The following is a 16435-nucleotide window of genomic DNA, read 5'->3' on the forward strand; positions in this document are numbered from 1 at the left end:
GGGAAGCAATGTACCTGCTCATGGCCCTTGTCATGAATTTCCGCGCCAATGGCGTAGGTTGGACCGAGTGAAAACCGCACGCAAGAGATCAGCGCTCCGGGCAGCAATTGCCGCGGCTCTGCTGAGCAGCTTTTCCCTGGCTGCGTATGCGTACCTGCCCACAAAGGCAAAGCTTGAAGACACCGTTGTGGAAGTAATCACGGAACCAGCGGTGAAGCAACCCATTTCCAATGGGCCTACCAACACGGAACGCCGCACCATGCAGATTGGCGGCCGCGAACGCGAATATCTCGTCTCGACTCCAAGTGATGTGCATCAGCTCATCGGCCTGCCTCTCATCATGGTGTTTCATGGCTACCGCATGGATGTGAATAAGATGCGTGCAACCACGAACTTCGATTCGGCGCATGCCGTCGTGGTGTATATGCAGGGGATTGACACAGCCTGGGCGCCGGCGCCGTACGCCAAGACGACGGGGGAGGAGGACCTTGCCTTCTTCGACGCCGTGCGTGAACAGATGCTGCGTGAGTATCCAGTGAACCCAGCACGTGTCTTCGCTGCTGGCCATTCCAACGGTGGCGGATTTGCAGCGTATGCCGCGTGCCATCGCCCGCATGTTCTCACCGGAATCGCAACCGTGTCCGCTGCTTACTACGAGAAGGTCTTCGAGGGGTGCTCACCTGCGCCCGTGAAGCAGATTGACTTTCACGGCACCGGCGATCGCGTCATCCGCTATGAGGGTGGGTGGCGGTACAACACCCCGTACGAGCCCATGGGGCGCGTGCTTATCGACGCTGAACGGCGCAACCACTGCCACCCCCAGCCACTCGCGGAGGACTTTGTGCGACCAGGACAGAAGCTCACCTGGCAGGACTGCGATGCCCCGTTGGTGCACTACCGCCTCGAGGGAAGTGCGCACGTGTGGCCAGGTGGCCTCATTGACCACGGGCCAGGCTCCATCGGCACAAAAAACTTTGCGACGAATGAGATCCTGGACTTCTTCCGCATCCCACGGCGCGGTTAGGCTCCCTTTTGCCCGGCGCGGAGTTGGCGCTGACGGTTCTCGATGAAGGTGCGCTCTGCGAGCGATTCACCCGCACCGTCCTGGAGGTGGACGACAACGTTGAGCCCGAGGGCTTCAAGGTCTTCCACGTCTTCGAGGTACATAGCCACGGAACTGATCACACATTCCTCTGTGTTGATATTGGAGGCGCGAATCTCCTTGACGGTATCCACGTTAGCGTGCTGGGAGGGCATGGCCAGCATGATCATGTCGATTTGGTGGCTGTCCTTGACGCGCTCCCAGAAATCGATATCCGTAGCGTCGCCTTCAACGACGTTGTAGCCGCGCTCTTGCAGGTGGCGGACACGCGCGGGGTCGTGTTCGATGCCGAGGACCTTGGCGCCGTAGACCTCAGTTAGTTCGGTCAAGCAGGCAAGGCCCAGGCGGCCGACACCGAGGACGAGCGCGTGGGCATCGCCAAGCTCGATGGGGCGATCTTCTGGGTGAATCTTGTGTGGCGGGCGTGTGGGAAGGCGCTTAGCCAGGTGCGTGGCGCGAGAGACGCTCTGCGGGTTGAGGATTGCGGATATGACAAAGCTGATAGACACAGCCAGTACCAGGGAGAGCAACCATCGTTGGTCGAGCCAACCGTCCTCCACGCCGAGAGCCGCGATGATGAGCGCGAACTCGGAGTAGTTGGCCAGCAGGAGAGCTGTGAGCACGGACGTACGGTTGCGCAGTCCCAGAAGCCACAGGATGGCCCAGTAGGCGATCGCCTGAATAGGAAGGAGGAGGAGCAAGAGAGTGGCGTCGAGGAGGTTCTCCCACGTGGGTAGTCCCAGGAACCCGATGTTGACGAAGAAGCCGACGAGGAGTAGCTCCTTGAGGGTGAACAGCGAGTGACTGAGCTGCTCCGCGCCCGAGGAGCGGGAGAGCACAACGCCCATGATGAGGGCACCGAGGCTGCCGGAAAGCCCGACAAGTTCGAAGAGTGCGTAGCCCGGTAACAGAGCCATGACGATGCCGAAAAGGGCGCCGAGCTCACCGTGACCGAGTTTGTACCAACGGCGCGTCAACAACGCGAGCAACGGCACGATGGGGATAAGGAGCAGCGCCGCAAGGTGCGGCGGCTGGCCACGCAGAATGCTCATGAAAGCAACAGCCAGGATGTCCTGCATGATGAGCACGCCGATGCAAATATTGCCGTACAAGGCTTGCTCATCACCGCGGTCCTGCAAGATCTTGATCACCACGATGGTGCTGGAGAAACTCAACACCAGTGCAACGTCGACTGCGATGGTGAACGTCGTCGGACCAAAGGCCCCCAATGCGCCAAGACCAGTGATGAATCCAGCGCCAATGATCGTCATGATGAGCACATGGCTAGTGGCCGTCAGCCACATGGCTCTATCGGTCAACGCCTTGAGATCCAGGCGCAGACCAATGGCAAACAGCATGAGGGTCACGCCGATGTCGGCGAAAAGATCAAGGGCTTCCACATGTGCAACGCCCGCTGCATGCAGTGCGAAGCCGGCGACAAGAAACCCGATGAGCGGTGGCAGTCGCACTGCCCACGCGATAAGGCCGCATACGAAAATGACAGACAAATACGTCAGTAACAAATTCACGGATAGAAGTGTGCCTCACCGGCACGTTTTCTAACATCATGAAACGCGTGTCACCCCTAAAGGGGAGAGCACGACCCGCCGATACACAGTTTGTGGGGCAGGTCTAGCATGAGACGCGTGGAAAATCAGCGTCATTCTCGTGAACAGGAAGCAACACGGAGCCAACCCGCAGACTCCACACCAAAGAACCCGCGTGAGCAGCTGACTGCTCGCGCGCTTGTCGTGTGGGTGGCGGCTCTGCTTACCTACGTCGTGGCCATCGTTGGCCGCACCTCCCTCGGTGTTGCCGGCGTGGAAGCTCTCGATCGCTTCCACATCAACGCCTCCCAGCTGGCTGTGTTCACCGCTGTCCAGGTGGGCGTGTACGCCTTGGCGCAGATTCCTACCGGCATCATCATTGACCGCATCGGCCCTAAGAAGACAATGGTCGCCGGTGCGCTCATCATGGCCATCGGCCAGGTGATCATCGCGTTCACCACGTCTTACCCACTCGCAGTCGCTGCTCGCGTGTTCATTGGCGCGGGCGACGCTACTGCCTTCTTGGGAGCCATGCGTTTGTTGCCCCTGTGGTTCCCGCTGCGCCTGACTCCGCTGTTCACACAGCTCACCGCGGGGCTGGGTCAGCTAGGCCAGTTCATCTCCGCTGTGCCATTCCTGGCCATCCTTCATGCCGCGGGGTGGGTGCCCGCGTTCCTGTCCGTCAGCACCGCCGGACTCATCATCGCAATCGTGGGGCTTGTCGCGCTTGCCGACGCCCCCGGCGCCCGCAAAGACAAAAACGCCCACCGCAGCACCGAATCGGAGCGCCTCACCATCGGCCAAACCTTGAAGATGGTCCTGACCAACCCGGTGTGCTGGCAGGGCTTCTTCACCCACTGGACCGGCCTGATGCACCAGTGCATCTTCACCCTTCTGTGGGGCATGCCGCTGATGACCTTGGGCTTGGGGCTGAGCCCGGCTCAAGCCAGTTCCGTTCTGGTGATCAACACCGCGGCCGTTATCCTCGCTGGCCCTTTGATGGGCATGATCTCCGCCCGCACGGGCCGCAAGCGCATCAATGTGGTGGCAATCATCGCCGTCATGGACCTTCTTATCTGGGTCGCATTCCTGCTGCCCACTAACCCGCCTGCCTTCTGGGCAGTCATTGTGCTCAACATTCTGATGGCAGCTCTCGGCGCTAAGTCCAACTTCGGTTTTGACTCCGTCCGTGAGGAAGTTGACCGAAAGATTCTGGCCACCGGCACCGGCCTGGCCAACATGGGCGGCTTCTTTGCCACCATGATTGCTGCGCCGAGCGTTGGCTTCTTGCTTGACGCCACTTCGACAGGCAGCAACTACACCTGGGAGTCCTTCCGCATCGGTTGGCTCGCGGTCCTTGCCGTGTGGGCATTTGGTTTCATTGGCCTCCTCCTAGCCAAGCGCGCTACGTCCAAGTACGTCAACGGTGCCAACTACCGTGTCGTGGATACCGGGAATTAGTCCCAATAACGTCTCTATTAAGGCATTGACGTTGCATCCGTAGCCCTGTACGGTTTTCTGTACGTTAACCGCTGGGAGGTGGACTATGAAAACGTACAGCTACACCGAATCCCGCGCGAACTATGCACAGGTGCTAAATGATGTGGTTAATGACCGCGAAGAAGCAGTAATTACTCGTGCTGGCCATGAACCCGTAGTGATTGTGTCCCTATCTGAATACGAGTCTTTGCGTGAAACCGCGTATCTTCTTCGTTCGCCGGCTAATGCGCGCCGTCTGCTTGGTTCTATCGAAAACTTAGAGAATCAACGCGGTACACAGCATGCCCTTATTGAGGAATAATGCTTCTCATCTGGGACGAAGCTGCGTGGGACGATTACCTTTGGTGGCAGTCAGTTGATCGGCGAATCCTCAAACGCATCAACCAACTAATCAAGGACATTGTCCGAAACGGTAACGAGGGAATCGGCAAGCCCGAAGCGCTCAAGCATGAGTTGTCAGGGTATTGGTCGAGACGAATCACAGATGAACACCGATTGGTGTACCAAGTCATGGATGGGGAAGTGCGAATCGCGGCCTGCCGATATCATTACGGACGCTAATTAAGGCTGAACCGGAGATTGTGCTGATTATCTCGATGCTAAGCAGCTTGGGACGTGAATGCCCAATGGGGACCCTAATTGGACCACACTCTTATGCAGCCTGACGCATAGGCGCTCGCGCCTTTGGCAAGAATCCCCGAAAAGATTTTGTCGGACTGACAGGATTTGAACCTGCGACCCCCACACCCCCAGTGTGGTGCGCTACCAAACTGCGCCACAGCCCGTTGTTCGTCGATAAGCGCAAGCGTTAAGCCTGCATGAGGCGAACGTCCGCTAGATTACCCCACGGGGGATTGATTGATGTAATCGGCTGGTCACGTAAAGTTGCCCCATGGGCAAGTTTGACTGGTTCTGGAAGGCGATGGGCTCCACCGCCGAGCGCAACAATAAGAAGTCGAAAGGCATTGTGTCGCAGGCGCATGAGCTGATCGCTGGGTACGAGCAGTACAGCGACGCGCAGATCGCTGAGGCGGTGCGGGGGACTGTTGCTAACGGGGAGATCCAGAAGAAGCCCGAGTTTCTGGCGTTGCTCACAGTGGCATCGTCGCGGACGCTCGGCATGACGCCGTTTGAGGTGCAGAACCAGGCAGTGCTCCGCCTCCTTGAGGGTGATGTCATCCAGATGGCCACGGGTGAAGGTAAAACACTCGTCGGTGCGATGGCGGCGACGGGTTTCGCGCTCACCGGCAAGCGTGTCCACGTCATTACCGTGAATAACTACCTCGCGCATCGTGACGCGGAGTGGATGCGTCCAATCGTGGAATTCTTTGGGTTGACGGTGGCGTCGGTGACGGAAGCGTCGACACGCGAAGAACGCGTCGCGGCGTACAAGAGTGCCATTGTGTACGCGCCTGTATCTGAGGTGGGCTTTGATCATCTGCGCGACAATCAGATCACGCACCGTAGCCAGACAGTCCAGGTCCCCGCGGATGTTGCGCTCGTTGATGAGGCAGACAGTGTGCTTGTCGACGAAGCCCTGGTCCCCCTCGTCCTCGCCGGCTCCAAGCCGGGGGAGCAGGCCACTGGGCAGATTACCGAGGCGGTGTCCCACTTAGTGGAGGGGAAGGACTACACCATCGACTCGGACCGCAGGAATGTCTTCCTCACCGATGACGGTGCGGCGAAGGTGGAGAAATCCCTTGGCATTGACTCGCTGTATTCCGACGAGAACATCGGCACGATTCTCGTTCGCGTGAACCTGGCCCTGCACGCCAAGGCGCTGCTTATCCGGGATGTTCACTACATCGTGCAGGACGGCAAGATCGATCTTGTGGATGCCTCGCGTGGCCGTGTTGCTGAACTGCAGCGCTGGCCGGATGGCCTGCAAGCCGCAGTGGAGGCGAAAGAGGGCCTCGATGTTTCTGAGGGCGGGCGGATTCTCGATTCGATTACCCTCCAAGCACTCATGCGTCGCTACCCGTTGGTGTGCGGCATGACCGGTACGGCTGTGGAGGCAACGGATCAGCTCCGTCAGTTCTATGATCTTGGAATTTCCACAATTGATCGCGCGAAGCCGCTGCAACGCTTCGATGAAGCTGATCGAATCTACGCAACCATGGACGACAAGTTCAAGGCCCTCGTCGAAGAGATCGCGTACATCAATTCAACCGGTCAGCCGGTACTGGTGGGTACGCATGACGTTGCGGAGTCTGAGGCGCTTGCCGAGGCGCTTGAGCAGCGCGGCATCACGGCCAATGTCCTCAACGCCAAGAACGACGCTGAGGAAGCACGCATCGTCGCTGAAGCCGGTGACCTGGGCCGCGTGACTGTCTCCACGCAGATGGCCGGCCGTGGTACTGATATCCGCCTTGGTGGTGCGGATGAGTCTGACCGTGACGCAGTGGTGGAACTTGGCGGTTTGGCTGTCATTGGCACGGCACGCCACCGCACAGCGCGCCTGGACAATCAGCTGCGTGGTCGCGCTGGCCGTCAAGGTGATCCGGGTTTGAGCCTTTTCTTCGTCTCCCTCGAGGACGACATTGTCACCGCAGGTGGCGCTGATGAACAGATCACGGCCCAGCCGGATGAGAACGGACGGATTGATACGAAACGCGTCCATGATTTCATCGCTCACTGCCAGCGCGTGACTGAAGGGCAACTGTTGGAAATCCACGCGCAGACGTGGAAGTACAACCAGCTTTTGGCCGACCACAGGGCGATTATCGACGAACGTCGTGCCACACTCCTTGACACCAACCGCGCCTGGGTGGAGCTGGCTGAGCGCAGCCCGGAGCGTGCCGCTGAACTTGTGGAGGCTGGTATTGACCAGTCCGTGCTGGATCAGGCAGCCCGCGACATCATGCTCTACCACCTGGACGATGAATGGTCGGAGCACTTGGCCCACATGGACGAGGTGCGAGAGTCCATCCACCTGCGGGCAATCGCGCGCGAGACCCCGCTCACTGAATATCACCGGATCGCAGTGCGCGAGTTCAAAGACCTGGCCAATCGTGCGGTTGATCAGGCAGTAGAGACGTTCAATAGTGTGCTTATCGACGCAGCCGGGGCCCACATGGAAGACGCCGGCTGGAAGCGCCCGAGCGCGTCGTGGACCTACATGGTGTCTGATAACCCCTTGTCCGGTGGTGGGAACTCCGTTATTTCCGGAATTGCGAACATGTTCCGGTAAGGCAGGGAACTGGATCGGCGTGTCGCATTCTTTACACAGCAGGTAAGACCATAAAAATTGGGCGACTCTACCGGTTCAAAGTCGCGGTGATGGCAGATGCCGGTATGATGATCGTGGACTAAATTTTGTACTGAATTTTGTTCGGTAAGTTTGATTCCGTCGATAGCGTCAGGAGAAGACATGAGCGAGAACACCGGCACGCCGGAGGCACAGGTAGAAACCACTTCCGTATTCCGTGCTGATCTTCTGAAGGAGATGGAGACGGGAGCAACCGCCTCCGAGAACATCGGCGGTGTTGAGGGCCTCCCTGAAGGTGCAGCCCTCCTAGTAGTGAAGCGTGGCCCGAATGCTGGCGCACGTTTCCTGCTCGACCAGGACACCACCACCGCTGGCCGCCACCCGGAAGCTGACATCTTCCTCGATGATGTGACAGTTTCCCGCCGCCACGCAGAGTTCCGCCGTAATGCTGGTGAGTTTGAGGTCGTGGATGTCGGATCGCTCAACGGCACCTACGTCAACCGCGAGCCGCGTAACTCCCAGACCCTGTCCACTGGCGATGAGGTCCAGATTGGCAAGTTCCGTCTGGTCTTTATTGCGGACAACGCCTAAATCGGCGTAACCACCACCGCCGCCCTCGTGGCGGCATTGCTGTACCCCTAGACCCTCCTTCAAGGTGAATGAACGCCGTGAGCGCAATCCGGAAGACGAACCCCGCAGAGCACGCCCCACGCACGGGCATGAAGACCATGTCTATTGGCGTGGTTATCAAACGCCTGCGTGAGGAGTTCCCGGATGTCACGGTGTCGAAGATTCGCTTCCTGGAGTCGGAGGGGTTGATTTCCCCGGAGCGCACCCAGTCCGGTTACCGTCGTTTCACTGACGCGGACGTGGATCGCCTTCGGTACATTTTGGTGACTCAGCGTGATAACTATCTGCCACTGAAGGTCATCCGTGAACAGCTTGAGGCCATGGACAAGGGCTCTGTCGCAGCCCTTATCCCTGGACAGCCGGCTGATCAGATCTTTGCCGCCGATACTCTTGCGTCCCAGGCGCCAGCTCGTTTTTCCGATGACATGCTGGCAGAGCAAGCCAAGTGTGATGCGGAGCTGGTGGACACCTGCATTAAGGCAGGACTCATCGCCCCTGATTCGTCCGGTCTGTTTTCTGTTGACGACGTTCGCGTACTGTCTGCCATTCAAGGCCTGTCCCAGTTTGGAGTGGATGCACGCCACCTCAAATCGCTGCGCCAGGCTGCCGTCCGCCAAGCGGATTTGATCAACAGTGTGACCCAGCCGGTGGCCAAGTCCGGCAAGACTTCCGCAACCCAAGAGGCTGAGGAGATGGCGCAGAACATGATGAACCAGATTCTTACGCTGCATACCTCGTTGGTGAAGAACGAACTGCGTCGCACCAGCGGTAAGTAGGCCGCCATGACCACCGTGCCCGTGAAACTGTGCGGCGTTTTTCCGATTGGCCCGGAGAACTATCTTTGCGCAGTGTTGCTGTGGGAAGAGCGTCAGCGTTTTCTTCCCGTGTGGCTGCCACCGGTTGGGGGAGCGCAGCTCGTTGGGCGCATTGCTGAGTGGGAACCCAAGCGCCCAGATACCCACGATGTGCTCGTTGAACTGATCCAACAATCGACGACGGGTGTGTCCGCGCTTGAACTCACCAGCTACTACAACGGTGTGTTCATGGGACAGATCACGATGGACAACGGCACGGAAATCGATTGCCGCCCGTCGGATCTTTTTATTCTTGCCTCGATGCTGGATCAGCCGATTGAGGTTGAAGACCTTGTGCTCAACCAAGCTTCTATTTGGCTATCACCAGAGGACGCTGCCGACTATTTCGACATTGAGTTAGAGGATCCAGCAACACTGAAAGACCACCCAGAGTCGGCGAGCGGTGATGCGCAAGCTGATGCTGATTTCCAGCAGCTCATGCGTGATCTCGGCGTTGAAGAAGGCGACCTAGGAATTGATGAGACGGGGGAGTAGGTCCCGCTCATCGCGCTGCTTCCAGTGACAGCTGTTACTAGTGTTACTAATGCGACCGTTGTTATTTAAGATGACAATGGTGCAAGATAGGTCTAAACTTAAAGTAGAGGTTTAAGTTACGGCGTGTTGCACGTCGAAGTATTGACCGAAGCTTAAGCTTGGCATTAAATAGCTAGTGCGCCCCTTTTGAAACTTCATGGGAGTAATTACGTGAGTACGTTTGACACCTACGCCGCCGACGGCGAGATCGAAGCTCCGGTCCAGGAGACACTGTTTGACCTGGGCCCCTCCGACGAGGTCGGCTACCGTGTGCCGATCGCATGCCAGGTCGCCGGCATCACGTACCGCCAGCTCGACTACTGGGCACGCACCGACCTGGTGCGACCGTCCATCCGTAATGCGACGGGGTCCGGCTCGCAGCGCTTGTACTCCTTCAAGGACATTCTCGTCCTCAAGATCGTGAAGGGCCTGCTGGACACCGGTATCTCTCTGCAGAACATCCGTCTCGCAGTGGATAACCTGCGTGACCGCGGTGTGGGTGAGATCTCCGAGATCACCCTCGTCTCTGATGGCGCCACGGTGTACGAATGCCGTAGCAATGACGAGATCATCGACCTCCTCGGCGGCGGTCAGGGCGTGTTTGCTATTGCGGTCCCGCAGATCGTTAAGGACCTCACCGGCACCATCTCTGCATTCCCATCCGAGCGTATCGGCGACTTCGAGTCCGAAGCAGACTCTGACAATGTCGTCGCACTGGACGAGCTGGCTGACCGCCGTCGTCGTCGTAGCTCCTAAGCGCGCACCACTACTTAAACGTTCGCCCACTCGGCCTCATTGCCGGGTGGGCTTTCTTCGTCTCGAGAAATCTGACAACTCGAGGGCACTGCCTCGCTGTCTATGCAGGTCGCATTTCCCGACCGTCAGATTTCTCGGATGGTGCGAATTAACGCGCACCTGCAGCGCGCTTGATGGCGCTGGTTACCTCGCCCGCATTGGCAGCCGTGGAAGTCGACTTCGCTGCAGAGGCCACTTCTTGGTCCTGCTCGGCACCACCAACGTGGACAACAGTGAGTTCAACATTGGACTCGGAAGCCTGCTTGACAACATCAGCGATCGAGGTTGCGCTATCTGCTGTGCCCGAAGTGATGAGGACGATCCGGACCGGGTTGTCGGCAGAAGCCTGAGTCTGGGCGTAGTCGACAGCGGCAAGCACAGCTTCGCGGGTCTGCGGCGATCCATCATTGAGGAAACGCGTGACCGTTGCTGCAATCTGAGCGCCATCGTTCACCAGCGCCACGTTGGCGCGGTAGCCCTTCGTCACACCAGGGGAAAGAGGGGAGGAGTAGTTCCACAGACCAACGCGGTGACCCTCCGCTGCGAGCGTCTGCGCTGCTTCGGAGATACCTTCCTCAGCGGCGGTGGCGTACTCAGTCATGCCCGTGGAGGTGTCCAGAACAAAGAGGGTGTCAGTCGCGTCTGCAGCGTCTGCAGCGTTGGTGTTCGGCGCCTCAGAAGATTCGGCATCAGTTTTCACCCGGCCACCTTCAGGCAGTGCAGCAGCCCAGACAGATTCAGCGATGGCGGGGAGCTTGGCGGCACCATCGCCCTCAAACAGCTTGCCGGTGGTGTCAGCGAAAGCCTGGCCAGCACGAGCTTGGTCCTCGGTGACGTTGTCGGAAGTCGTCAGAGGGATAGCTGAGTAGACGATGTCAGCTCCATCAACAGGAGTGAAGGAGAAACCTTCGGGCACAGCATTTTCTGCGGTAGCGATAAGGCGCATGGAATTCAGCTGGGCCTGCTTCGTGGACTCAATGTGCTGGTTGGTCAGTGCTGCCACGGCATCGTTCTCAGACGGTGCGAGCTTCGCAGCAACGAGGGCAGAGGCCTCTGGCTGGTCGCCAGTAGGGAAGTCCACGGTGGCCAGGTCAACGGTCTCAGGGTTCACCTCAGTCGAACCAGCGAGACCCGCCGGGATAGAAGCAACAGTCACTGGCTCATTGGTCGCCGCTGCGCGACCTGCTGCTTCGAGCTCGGAGTGAGAGATGGAGGTGTTCGGTGCCACGTAAACTGCAGCGTCCGCGAACTGATCAACATACACGGGGCGGACGCAGTGGTCGCGGACGATGGGGTTGGTCTCCGAGTAAGCGTCGATAAGCATGCGCCCCACCTCTGGCGAAGAGGCGGTGATGGGGAGTGCGAGGTCCCCCGCGACGCAGGACTGTTGCTCCTCGCTGCCCGCATTAACCTTCTCATCGCTTCTACTGCGGTTGAAGAAGATGAATGCTACGACAAGCGCAATGATCACTAGAAGAGCAACAAGGCCCTTCGACAGCCTGTAGTTATTCTTCCCGGAGGAGTGGCGTCCCATGCGAATGGTCCCTTTCGTGCAGCGAGTTTCCGCACTACAGCTTAACTGTTGAAAGCGCGCGCCCGTAGAAGGTCACCAGCTGGTGTCGCAAAGGTTCAGCCCGCTCTGCAAAAGCTCGTTGCTTAGCGACGTACTCCGCCTTCCCCTCCGCCGTCTCAATCGGCACAACGCCATATCCAAGGGGCCGACAATCGTACGGAGAGGCCTCCATGTCGAGGAGGCGAATATCCATGGCGAGCTCGAGACAGTCGAGCAACAGCGAACCTGGAATCAACGGTCCAGCCTTGAATGCCCATTTGAACAGGTCCATCCCCGCGTGAAGGCAAGCGCACTGGTCGTGGGCCGGACGATCATCATTGTTGAGAACCGTGAGGTTCAGTGGTTTTGCTGGTGGCGTGAAGAACCGATACGCATCAAAGTGGGTGCACTTCAGCGTGTGCGATTCAACAACTTTGTCCGTACCTGCTGAACCGAGGCGCAGCGGTAAATCATGTCGTGGCGTGCGGGTACGGTACACCATGGCCCATTCGTGAAGCCCGAAGCAATCAAACTGCGGGCGATTTCCTTTCATAGCGGTGAGGAGAGCGTGGGTCTCCGCGAGGTTCTTTCCGCGGTGCTCGACGAAGCTGGTTGCATCCACGTGGACTGTTCCGTCGGCTTCTTCGATGTAGTCCCGCCACTGGGCGTGAGGCCCATGAGAAGCATCAGCTAATGCAGTGCCGAGACCCGGATGCCACCGGTAAAGGTGTGTTGGGCGCACAGCATAGTAATCAAAGAGGAAGTCCCAGATAGGGTGCTTTTCCCCGCGTGAACGGCGCTGAAGATTCGGCTCGATCCACTGCCGGGCCCGTTCTTCATGGGCGGCTGATGCACATTCCCATTCCTCGCGGGGCAGGACGAAAAGGTCCACTAGCTTTCCTCGTGTGTCCAGTCCGTCACGGTGCCCACATACTCCTCAATGAGGTCCTCGAGGGCCAATACTCCGACGAGTTCACCGTTATCGCGAACCTGCGCCATGTGGGCGGATCGGCGGTGCATGGAGGTCAAGGCGTCGTCGAGGCTGCCGGAGCCGTCGACAATGCTCAGCCTACGTACGCGGTGATACGGAATGACTGGGTCATCGATATCTGATTCATCAGTGCCAAGAAGATCCAGCACATCCTTCACGTGGATATAGCCGACCAGTGCACCGCCTACACCTTCCACGGGGAAACGCGAGTAGCCGGTTTCGCGCACGGCAGCCTCCAATGTGGAAAGCGGAATTCCGCTGCGGGAGTAGGGGAGGGTAACCAGCTGATCCAGCGGGATCATCACTTCCTTCAGGTTGCGCGACTCAGACTTCAGCGCCTTGGCAAGGCGCAAAGTCTCCTCAGCGTCCAAAAGGCCTTCCTCACGAGACTCCATAATCATGGATGCGAGCTGTTCCTGGTCGACCGTGGCATCGAGCTCATCGCGCTGCTCAATACCGAACAGGCGCAGCGTAAAGCGCGCAATTTCGTTCAAACCATAAATGAGCGGCCGCGTGATCTTCACCCACAGGTCCATCGGCGGTGTGAGCCACACTGCCAGCGTCTCAGGGCCGGCGATGGCTACGTTCTTAGGCACCATTTCACCGAAGATGATGTGCAAGACCGTGATGAACAGCAGAGCAATAACAAACGACAGTGGGTGCACCAGGTTGTCTGGCACACCGATGTAATCGAAGGGGCGCTCCAAGAAGTGGGCAATAGCGGGTTCCGCGACCTTACCCAGGATCAGGGAGGCAATCGTGATACCAAACTGCGCGCCAGCCAGATACAGCGAAAGGTGCTCCGAAGCTTCCAAAGGCCTCTTCGCGCCACGCTTGCCCTGGGCAATCATGGACTCCAAGCGGTCACGACGTGAGGACACGAGCGCGAACTCAGCGGCGACGAAGAAGGCGTTCGCCGCGAGCAAAACGATGATGAGAAGAGCTGCTAATCCAATACTCATGACTGGTACCTCGCAACGTCCTCATGGGCGATAGGCGTAAGAATTGCCTTGTCCAGGCGGCGCCCGTCCATCTGGGTCACACGAGCAACCCATGCGCCCGCATTACCTGTCTCAAAGTCTTCGCTGACTTCATGCTCCGTTCGGGGCAACACAACTGTGTCCCCAACCTCCGGGATGCGGCCCAAAGCAAACATGATCAGCCCACCCAACGTCTCGTAAGGGCCATCCGGGGCGAGGTAGCTGATGCGCTCACTCAATTCATCCAGTCGCACAAGCCCCGACACTTCCCACGATGATCCAAAGCGCTGGAAGTCACGCTCAGATTCACGGTCATCGTATTCGTCATAGACTTCGCCGAGGATCTCCTCGACAACATCCTCAATGGTCACCAGGCCTTGCGTGCCACCGTATTCATCGGCGACAAGCACCACCTGGGATCCGGCAGACCGGACCTGATTGAGCACAGCATCACCATCAAGAGTGCCTGGCACCGTAGTAATTGGCTTAGCCAGTTCCTCCACCTTTGTTGTGGCGCGAAGCTCTCGGTCGACCGAGAAAGCGTCTTTGATGTGGACGAGCCCGATGGTGTCATCGAGGTCCCCGCGGCGGACAGGGAAGCGGGAATGACCCGTCTCCATTGCGAGTGCAATGAGATCACTAACCGTGTCTTCTGCATCGAGGGAATCGACGGTAGAACGCGGCGTCATCACTTCTTCTGCAGTGGTCTCGCCGAACTGCAAGGAGCGGTCAATCATCCGGGCGGTCTCTTCATCCAACCCACCCGCCTGAGCAGAGCTGCGCACCATTGCGCCGAGCTCCGGACCGGAACGAGCGGAGGCAAGCTCATCTGCTGGTTCAATACCCATCTTGCGTACGAACCAGTTGGCCGCAGCGTTCATGGCCTTGATGAACCAGGCGAACACGGTGTTAAAAGCGTTGACCGGAGGGACAACGAAGCGTGCTGTTCCCAATGGGTTCGTGATCGCGATGTTCTTGGGCACCAACTCACCAAACACCATGGACAGGATGGTTGCCACCATCAGCGCCAGAACGATCGCTACAGCGCTCGAGGCGGACTCGTTCAGGCCAACAAGCTCCAATGCCGGGCCAAAGAACCGTGCCAAGACTGGTTCCGCCAAGAAACCAGTGGCCAAGGTTGTCAGAGTGATACCAAGTTGGGCACCCGACAGGACGAAAGAAAGGTTGGAATGGTCCCGCTGTACAGCCTTGGCAGTTTTATCGCCTTTTTCTTGGACATGGGCTTCTAGAACTGAACGTTCTAGGCCTGTCATGGCGAATTCGATAGCAACAAAAAGACCGGTTGAGGCCGTGAGGAGAATAAAGCCCAGGAGGGCGAGGATGGATATGAGAACGTCCATGAGATTTGGGCACTAAGACGAGCGGTTTCTGCCGCTGTTATTGCGCCCTGAACTCCTTTTCTGGCGGCGTGCGCCTGAGTAATTGCGTTGGTTTCCACCACGCCGACGATTGTTGCCGCGCGCCGAACGGTTCTTGGTGGACGAGGGTTGTCCTGCTTGAGCCTGCTGTCCTGGTGGGGGCAACGGACTACCCGTAGGTTTTCTCGCTCCCGTAATCTTAGCTAATTTTGCCTCTCCAGCAGTGACCTGAACCTTCGTGGCGTCAACTCCTGCCTTTAGCAAGAGGTGATCAACTTCCTTGCGTTGATCATCCATGACCAGAGTGACCACCGTGCCTGACGTACCCGCTCTCGCTGTTCGACCGGCGCGATGGAGGTAGGCCTTATGTTCAGCAGGCGGGTCGATGTGCACGACGAGGGAGACGTCAGAAATGTCAATGCCACGGGCAGCAATATCGGTGGCAACGAGAACTGGAATCGACCCGTCGGCGAAACCCTCGATCGCGCGCGTACGCGCGCCTTGCCCCTTATCGCCATGCAGCGGATGCGCATTAATGCCCACACGGCGTAGCTTCTTCACCTGTCGGTCCACGCCGTGCTTCGTGCGCATGAACATGACGGTTTTACCCTCGCGCGCAGCGATGTAAGGGACGATCTCATTGCGCGCCTCACGCGAGCCCACGAGCAGTTGGTAGTGCTCCATCGAATCAACCGCCGCTTGAACTGGGGCAGTCGAATGAGTCACCGGGTCGTGCATGAATTGGCGCACTAGCTTATCGACGTCCCCATCCAACGTCGCAGAAAACAGCAAGCGCTGCCCACCCTTCGGGGTGGCGCTGAGGAGTTTGCGCACTTGGGGGAGGAACCCCATGTCCGCCATCTGATCTGCCTCGTCGATCGCTGTGATCTCCACGGCTGAGAAATCCAACTTGCCTTGGTTGATGAGATCCTGCGCGCGACCTGGTGTGGCCACCAAGAGATCAACAGGGGAGGCGAGGGAGCGAATGTGGTGGTTGATGTTGACACCGCCAACGACGTCAATCACACGCAACCCAAGGGCGGCTGCGGGCTCCTCCAGGCGCTGGCGGATCTGCGCTGCCAGCTCACGCGTCGGTGCAAGAATCAGGCCGCGAGGCTGACCCGGTCGGGATGGAGCGCCCTCGAGCAAACTCAACATCGGGAGCCCGAACGTGAAGGTTTTACCAGAGCCTGTTGGGCCACGGCCGAGCACGTCCTTGCCCGCGAGAATATCCGGGATCGCTGCAGCCTGAATGGGAAAAGGTTCTGTGATGCCCTGGTTGTTCAGGACATTAACGATAGGGGCTGGCAGTCCCAGCTGGGCAAACGTAGACACCGGAGGAAGTCTAGTGCTTCCTCCGGTG

Annotated in this window: 15 protein-coding genes and 1 tRNA gene; 9 read left to right on the forward strand and 7 right to left on the reverse strand. The window is 58.5% G+C overall.

The genetic code is table 11. From position 1 onward, the window contains the following. The first annotated feature begins 67 nt into the window (after positions 1-67). Positions 68-1024 (forward strand): CE1 family esterase, encoded by a 957-nt coding sequence (locus tag L8U60_RS00525; RefSeq protein ID WP_269964438.1) that lies wholly within the window; start codon positions 68-70, stop codon positions 1022-1024. Here L8U60_RS00525 and L8U60_RS00530 read toward each other — a convergent pair. Further along, positions 1021-2631: a cation:proton antiporter domain-containing protein gene (locus tag L8U60_RS00530; RefSeq protein ID WP_269964439.1), complete on the reverse strand. Its 1611-nt coding sequence runs from the start codon at positions 2629-2631 to the stop codon at positions 1021-1023. The two genes, L8U60_RS00525 and L8U60_RS00530, sit on opposite strands and share 4 nt — an antisense overlap. Before the next feature lie 108 nt (positions 2632-2739). On the opposite strand from L8U60_RS00530, the gene L8U60_RS00535 reads away from it, so the two are divergent. The 3 genes from L8U60_RS00535 to L8U60_RS00545 all read left to right on the forward strand — a co-directional run bounded on the left by L8U60_RS00535 (position 2740) and on the right by L8U60_RS00545 (position 4710). Next, positions 2740-4110 (forward strand): MFS transporter, encoded by a 1371-nt coding sequence (locus L8U60_RS00535; RefSeq protein ID WP_269964440.1) that lies wholly within the window; start codon positions 2740-2742, stop codon positions 4108-4110. Positions 4111-4195: 85 nt separating this feature from the next. Further along, on the forward strand, positions 4196-4450 hold the full coding sequence (locus L8U60_RS00540) for a type II toxin-antitoxin system Phd/YefM family antitoxin (protein WP_269964441.1): 255 nt from the start codon (positions 4196-4198) through the stop codon (positions 4448-4450). Further along, positions 4450-4710: a Txe/YoeB family addiction module toxin gene (locus L8U60_RS00545; protein ID WP_269964442.1), complete on the forward strand. Its 261-nt coding sequence runs from the start codon at positions 4450-4452 to the stop codon at positions 4708-4710. The genes L8U60_RS00540 and L8U60_RS00545 overlap by 1 nt, the downstream gene beginning before the upstream one ends. Before the next feature lie 150 nt (positions 4711-4860). Here L8U60_RS00545 and L8U60_RS00550 read toward each other — a convergent pair. Next, a tRNA-Pro gene (locus tag L8U60_RS00550) sits at positions 4861-4934 on the reverse strand. 107 nt (positions 4935-5041) lie between these two features. Here L8U60_RS00550 and secA2 point away from each other — a divergent pair. From secA2 to L8U60_RS00575, 5 genes are all read left to right on the forward strand, one after another. Beyond that, complete coding sequence (secA2, locus tag L8U60_RS00555) at positions 5042-7339, forward strand: accessory Sec system translocase SecA2 (RefSeq protein ID WP_269964443.1); 2298 nt, start codon at positions 5042-5044, stop codon at positions 7337-7339. A gap of 180 nt (positions 7340-7519) precedes the next feature. Beyond that, positions 7520-7948 (forward strand): oxoglutarate dehydrogenase inhibitor Odhl, encoded by a 429-nt coding sequence (gene odhI, locus L8U60_RS00560; RefSeq protein ID WP_269964444.1) that lies wholly within the window; start codon positions 7520-7522, stop codon positions 7946-7948. Between the two features lie 77 nt (positions 7949-8025). Next, positions 8026-8763: a transcriptional regulator FtsR gene (ftsR, locus tag L8U60_RS00565; RefSeq protein WP_269964445.1), complete on the forward strand. Its 738-nt coding sequence runs from the start codon at positions 8026-8028 to the stop codon at positions 8761-8763. Positions 8764-8769: 6 nt separating this feature from the next. After that, the gene (locus L8U60_RS00570) at positions 8770-9336 is read left to right on the forward strand and encodes a bifunctional nuclease domain-containing protein (protein ID WP_269964446.1); all 567 of its coding nucleotides are present in this window, start codon (positions 8770-8772) and stop codon (positions 9334-9336) included. Positions 9337-9546: 210 nt separating this feature from the next. Then, complete coding sequence (locus tag L8U60_RS00575; RefSeq protein ID WP_269964447.1) at positions 9547-10131, forward strand: MerR family transcriptional regulator; 585 nt, start codon at positions 9547-9549, stop codon at positions 10129-10131. A gap of 148 nt (positions 10132-10279) precedes the next feature. Here L8U60_RS00575 and L8U60_RS00580 read toward each other — a convergent pair whose 3' ends face one another. Genes L8U60_RS00580 through L8U60_RS00600 form a run of 5 tightly spaced genes read right to left on the reverse strand, consistent with a single transcriptional unit; the run spans position 10280 to position 16407 of the window. Then, positions 10280-11704 carry a vWA domain-containing protein gene (locus tag L8U60_RS00580; RefSeq protein ID WP_269964448.1) on the reverse strand — a complete coding sequence of 475 codons (1425 nt, stop codon included), beginning with the start codon at positions 11702-11704 and terminating at the stop codon, positions 10280-10282. 34 nt (positions 11705-11738) lie between these two features. After that, a complete protein-coding gene (locus tag L8U60_RS00585; RefSeq protein ID WP_269964449.1) occupies positions 11739-12614 on the reverse strand; it encodes a 3-methyladenine DNA glycosylase in 876 nt (291 codons plus the stop codon). Then, positions 12614-13675 (reverse strand): hemolysin family protein, encoded by a 1062-nt coding sequence (locus tag L8U60_RS00590; RefSeq protein ID WP_269964450.1) that lies wholly within the window; start codon positions 13673-13675, stop codon positions 12614-12616. Before L8U60_RS00590 ends, L8U60_RS00585 begins: the two co-directional genes overlap by 1 nt. Further along, positions 13672-15054: a hemolysin family protein gene (locus tag L8U60_RS00595; RefSeq protein ID WP_269964451.1), complete on the reverse strand. Its 1383-nt coding sequence runs from the start codon at positions 15052-15054 to the stop codon at positions 13672-13674. The genes L8U60_RS00590 and L8U60_RS00595 overlap by 4 nt, the downstream gene beginning before the upstream one ends. 12 nt (positions 15055-15066) lie before the next feature. Continuing rightward, positions 15067-16407, reverse strand: a complete 1341-nt coding sequence (locus L8U60_RS00600; protein WP_269964452.1) for a DEAD/DEAH box helicase — start codon at positions 16405-16407, stop codon at positions 15067-15069. Positions 16408-16435 lie beyond the last annotated feature (28 nt).

The organism is Corynebacterium meitnerae (genome assembly GCF_027570075.1).
Classification (GTDB): domain Bacteria; phylum Actinomycetota; class Actinomycetes; order Mycobacteriales; family Mycobacteriaceae; genus Corynebacterium; species Corynebacterium meitnerae.

What these genes read in the sequence shown, in the direction of transcription:
- L8U60_RS00535 (WP_269964440.1), top strand. Translation starts at nt 2,740, where the DNA reads ATGAGACGCGTGGAAAATCAGCGTCATTCTCGTGAACAGGAAGCAACA.
- L8U60_RS00540 (WP_269964441.1), top strand. Translation starts at nt 4,196, where the DNA reads ATGAAAACGTACAGCTACACCGAATCCCGCGCGAACTATGCACAGGTG.
- L8U60_RS00545 (WP_269964442.1), top strand. Translation starts at nt 4,450, where the DNA reads ATGCTTCTCATCTGGGACGAAGCTGCGTGGGACGATTACCTTTGGTGG.
- secA2 (WP_269964443.1), top strand. Translation starts at nt 5,042, where the DNA reads ATGGGCAAGTTTGACTGGTTCTGGAAGGCGATGGGCTCCACCGCCGAG.
- odhI (WP_269964444.1), top strand. Translation starts at nt 7,520, where the DNA reads ATGAGCGAGAACACCGGCACGCCGGAGGCACAGGTAGAAACCACTTCC.
- L8U60_RS00570 (WP_269964446.1), top strand. Translation starts at nt 8,770, where the DNA reads ATGACCACCGTGCCCGTGAAACTGTGCGGCGTTTTTCCGATTGGCCCG.
- L8U60_RS00580 (WP_269964448.1), bottom strand. Translation starts at nt 11,704, where the DNA reads ATGGGACGCCACTCCTCCGGGAAGAATAACTACAGGCTGTCGAAGGGC.
- L8U60_RS00590 (WP_269964450.1), bottom strand. Translation starts at nt 13,675, where the DNA reads ATGAGTATTGGATTAGCAGCTCTTCTCATCATCGTTTTGCTCGCGGCG.
- L8U60_RS00595 (WP_269964451.1), bottom strand. Translation starts at nt 15,054, where the DNA reads ATGGACGTTCTCATATCCATCCTCGCCCTCCTGGGCTTTATTCTCCTC.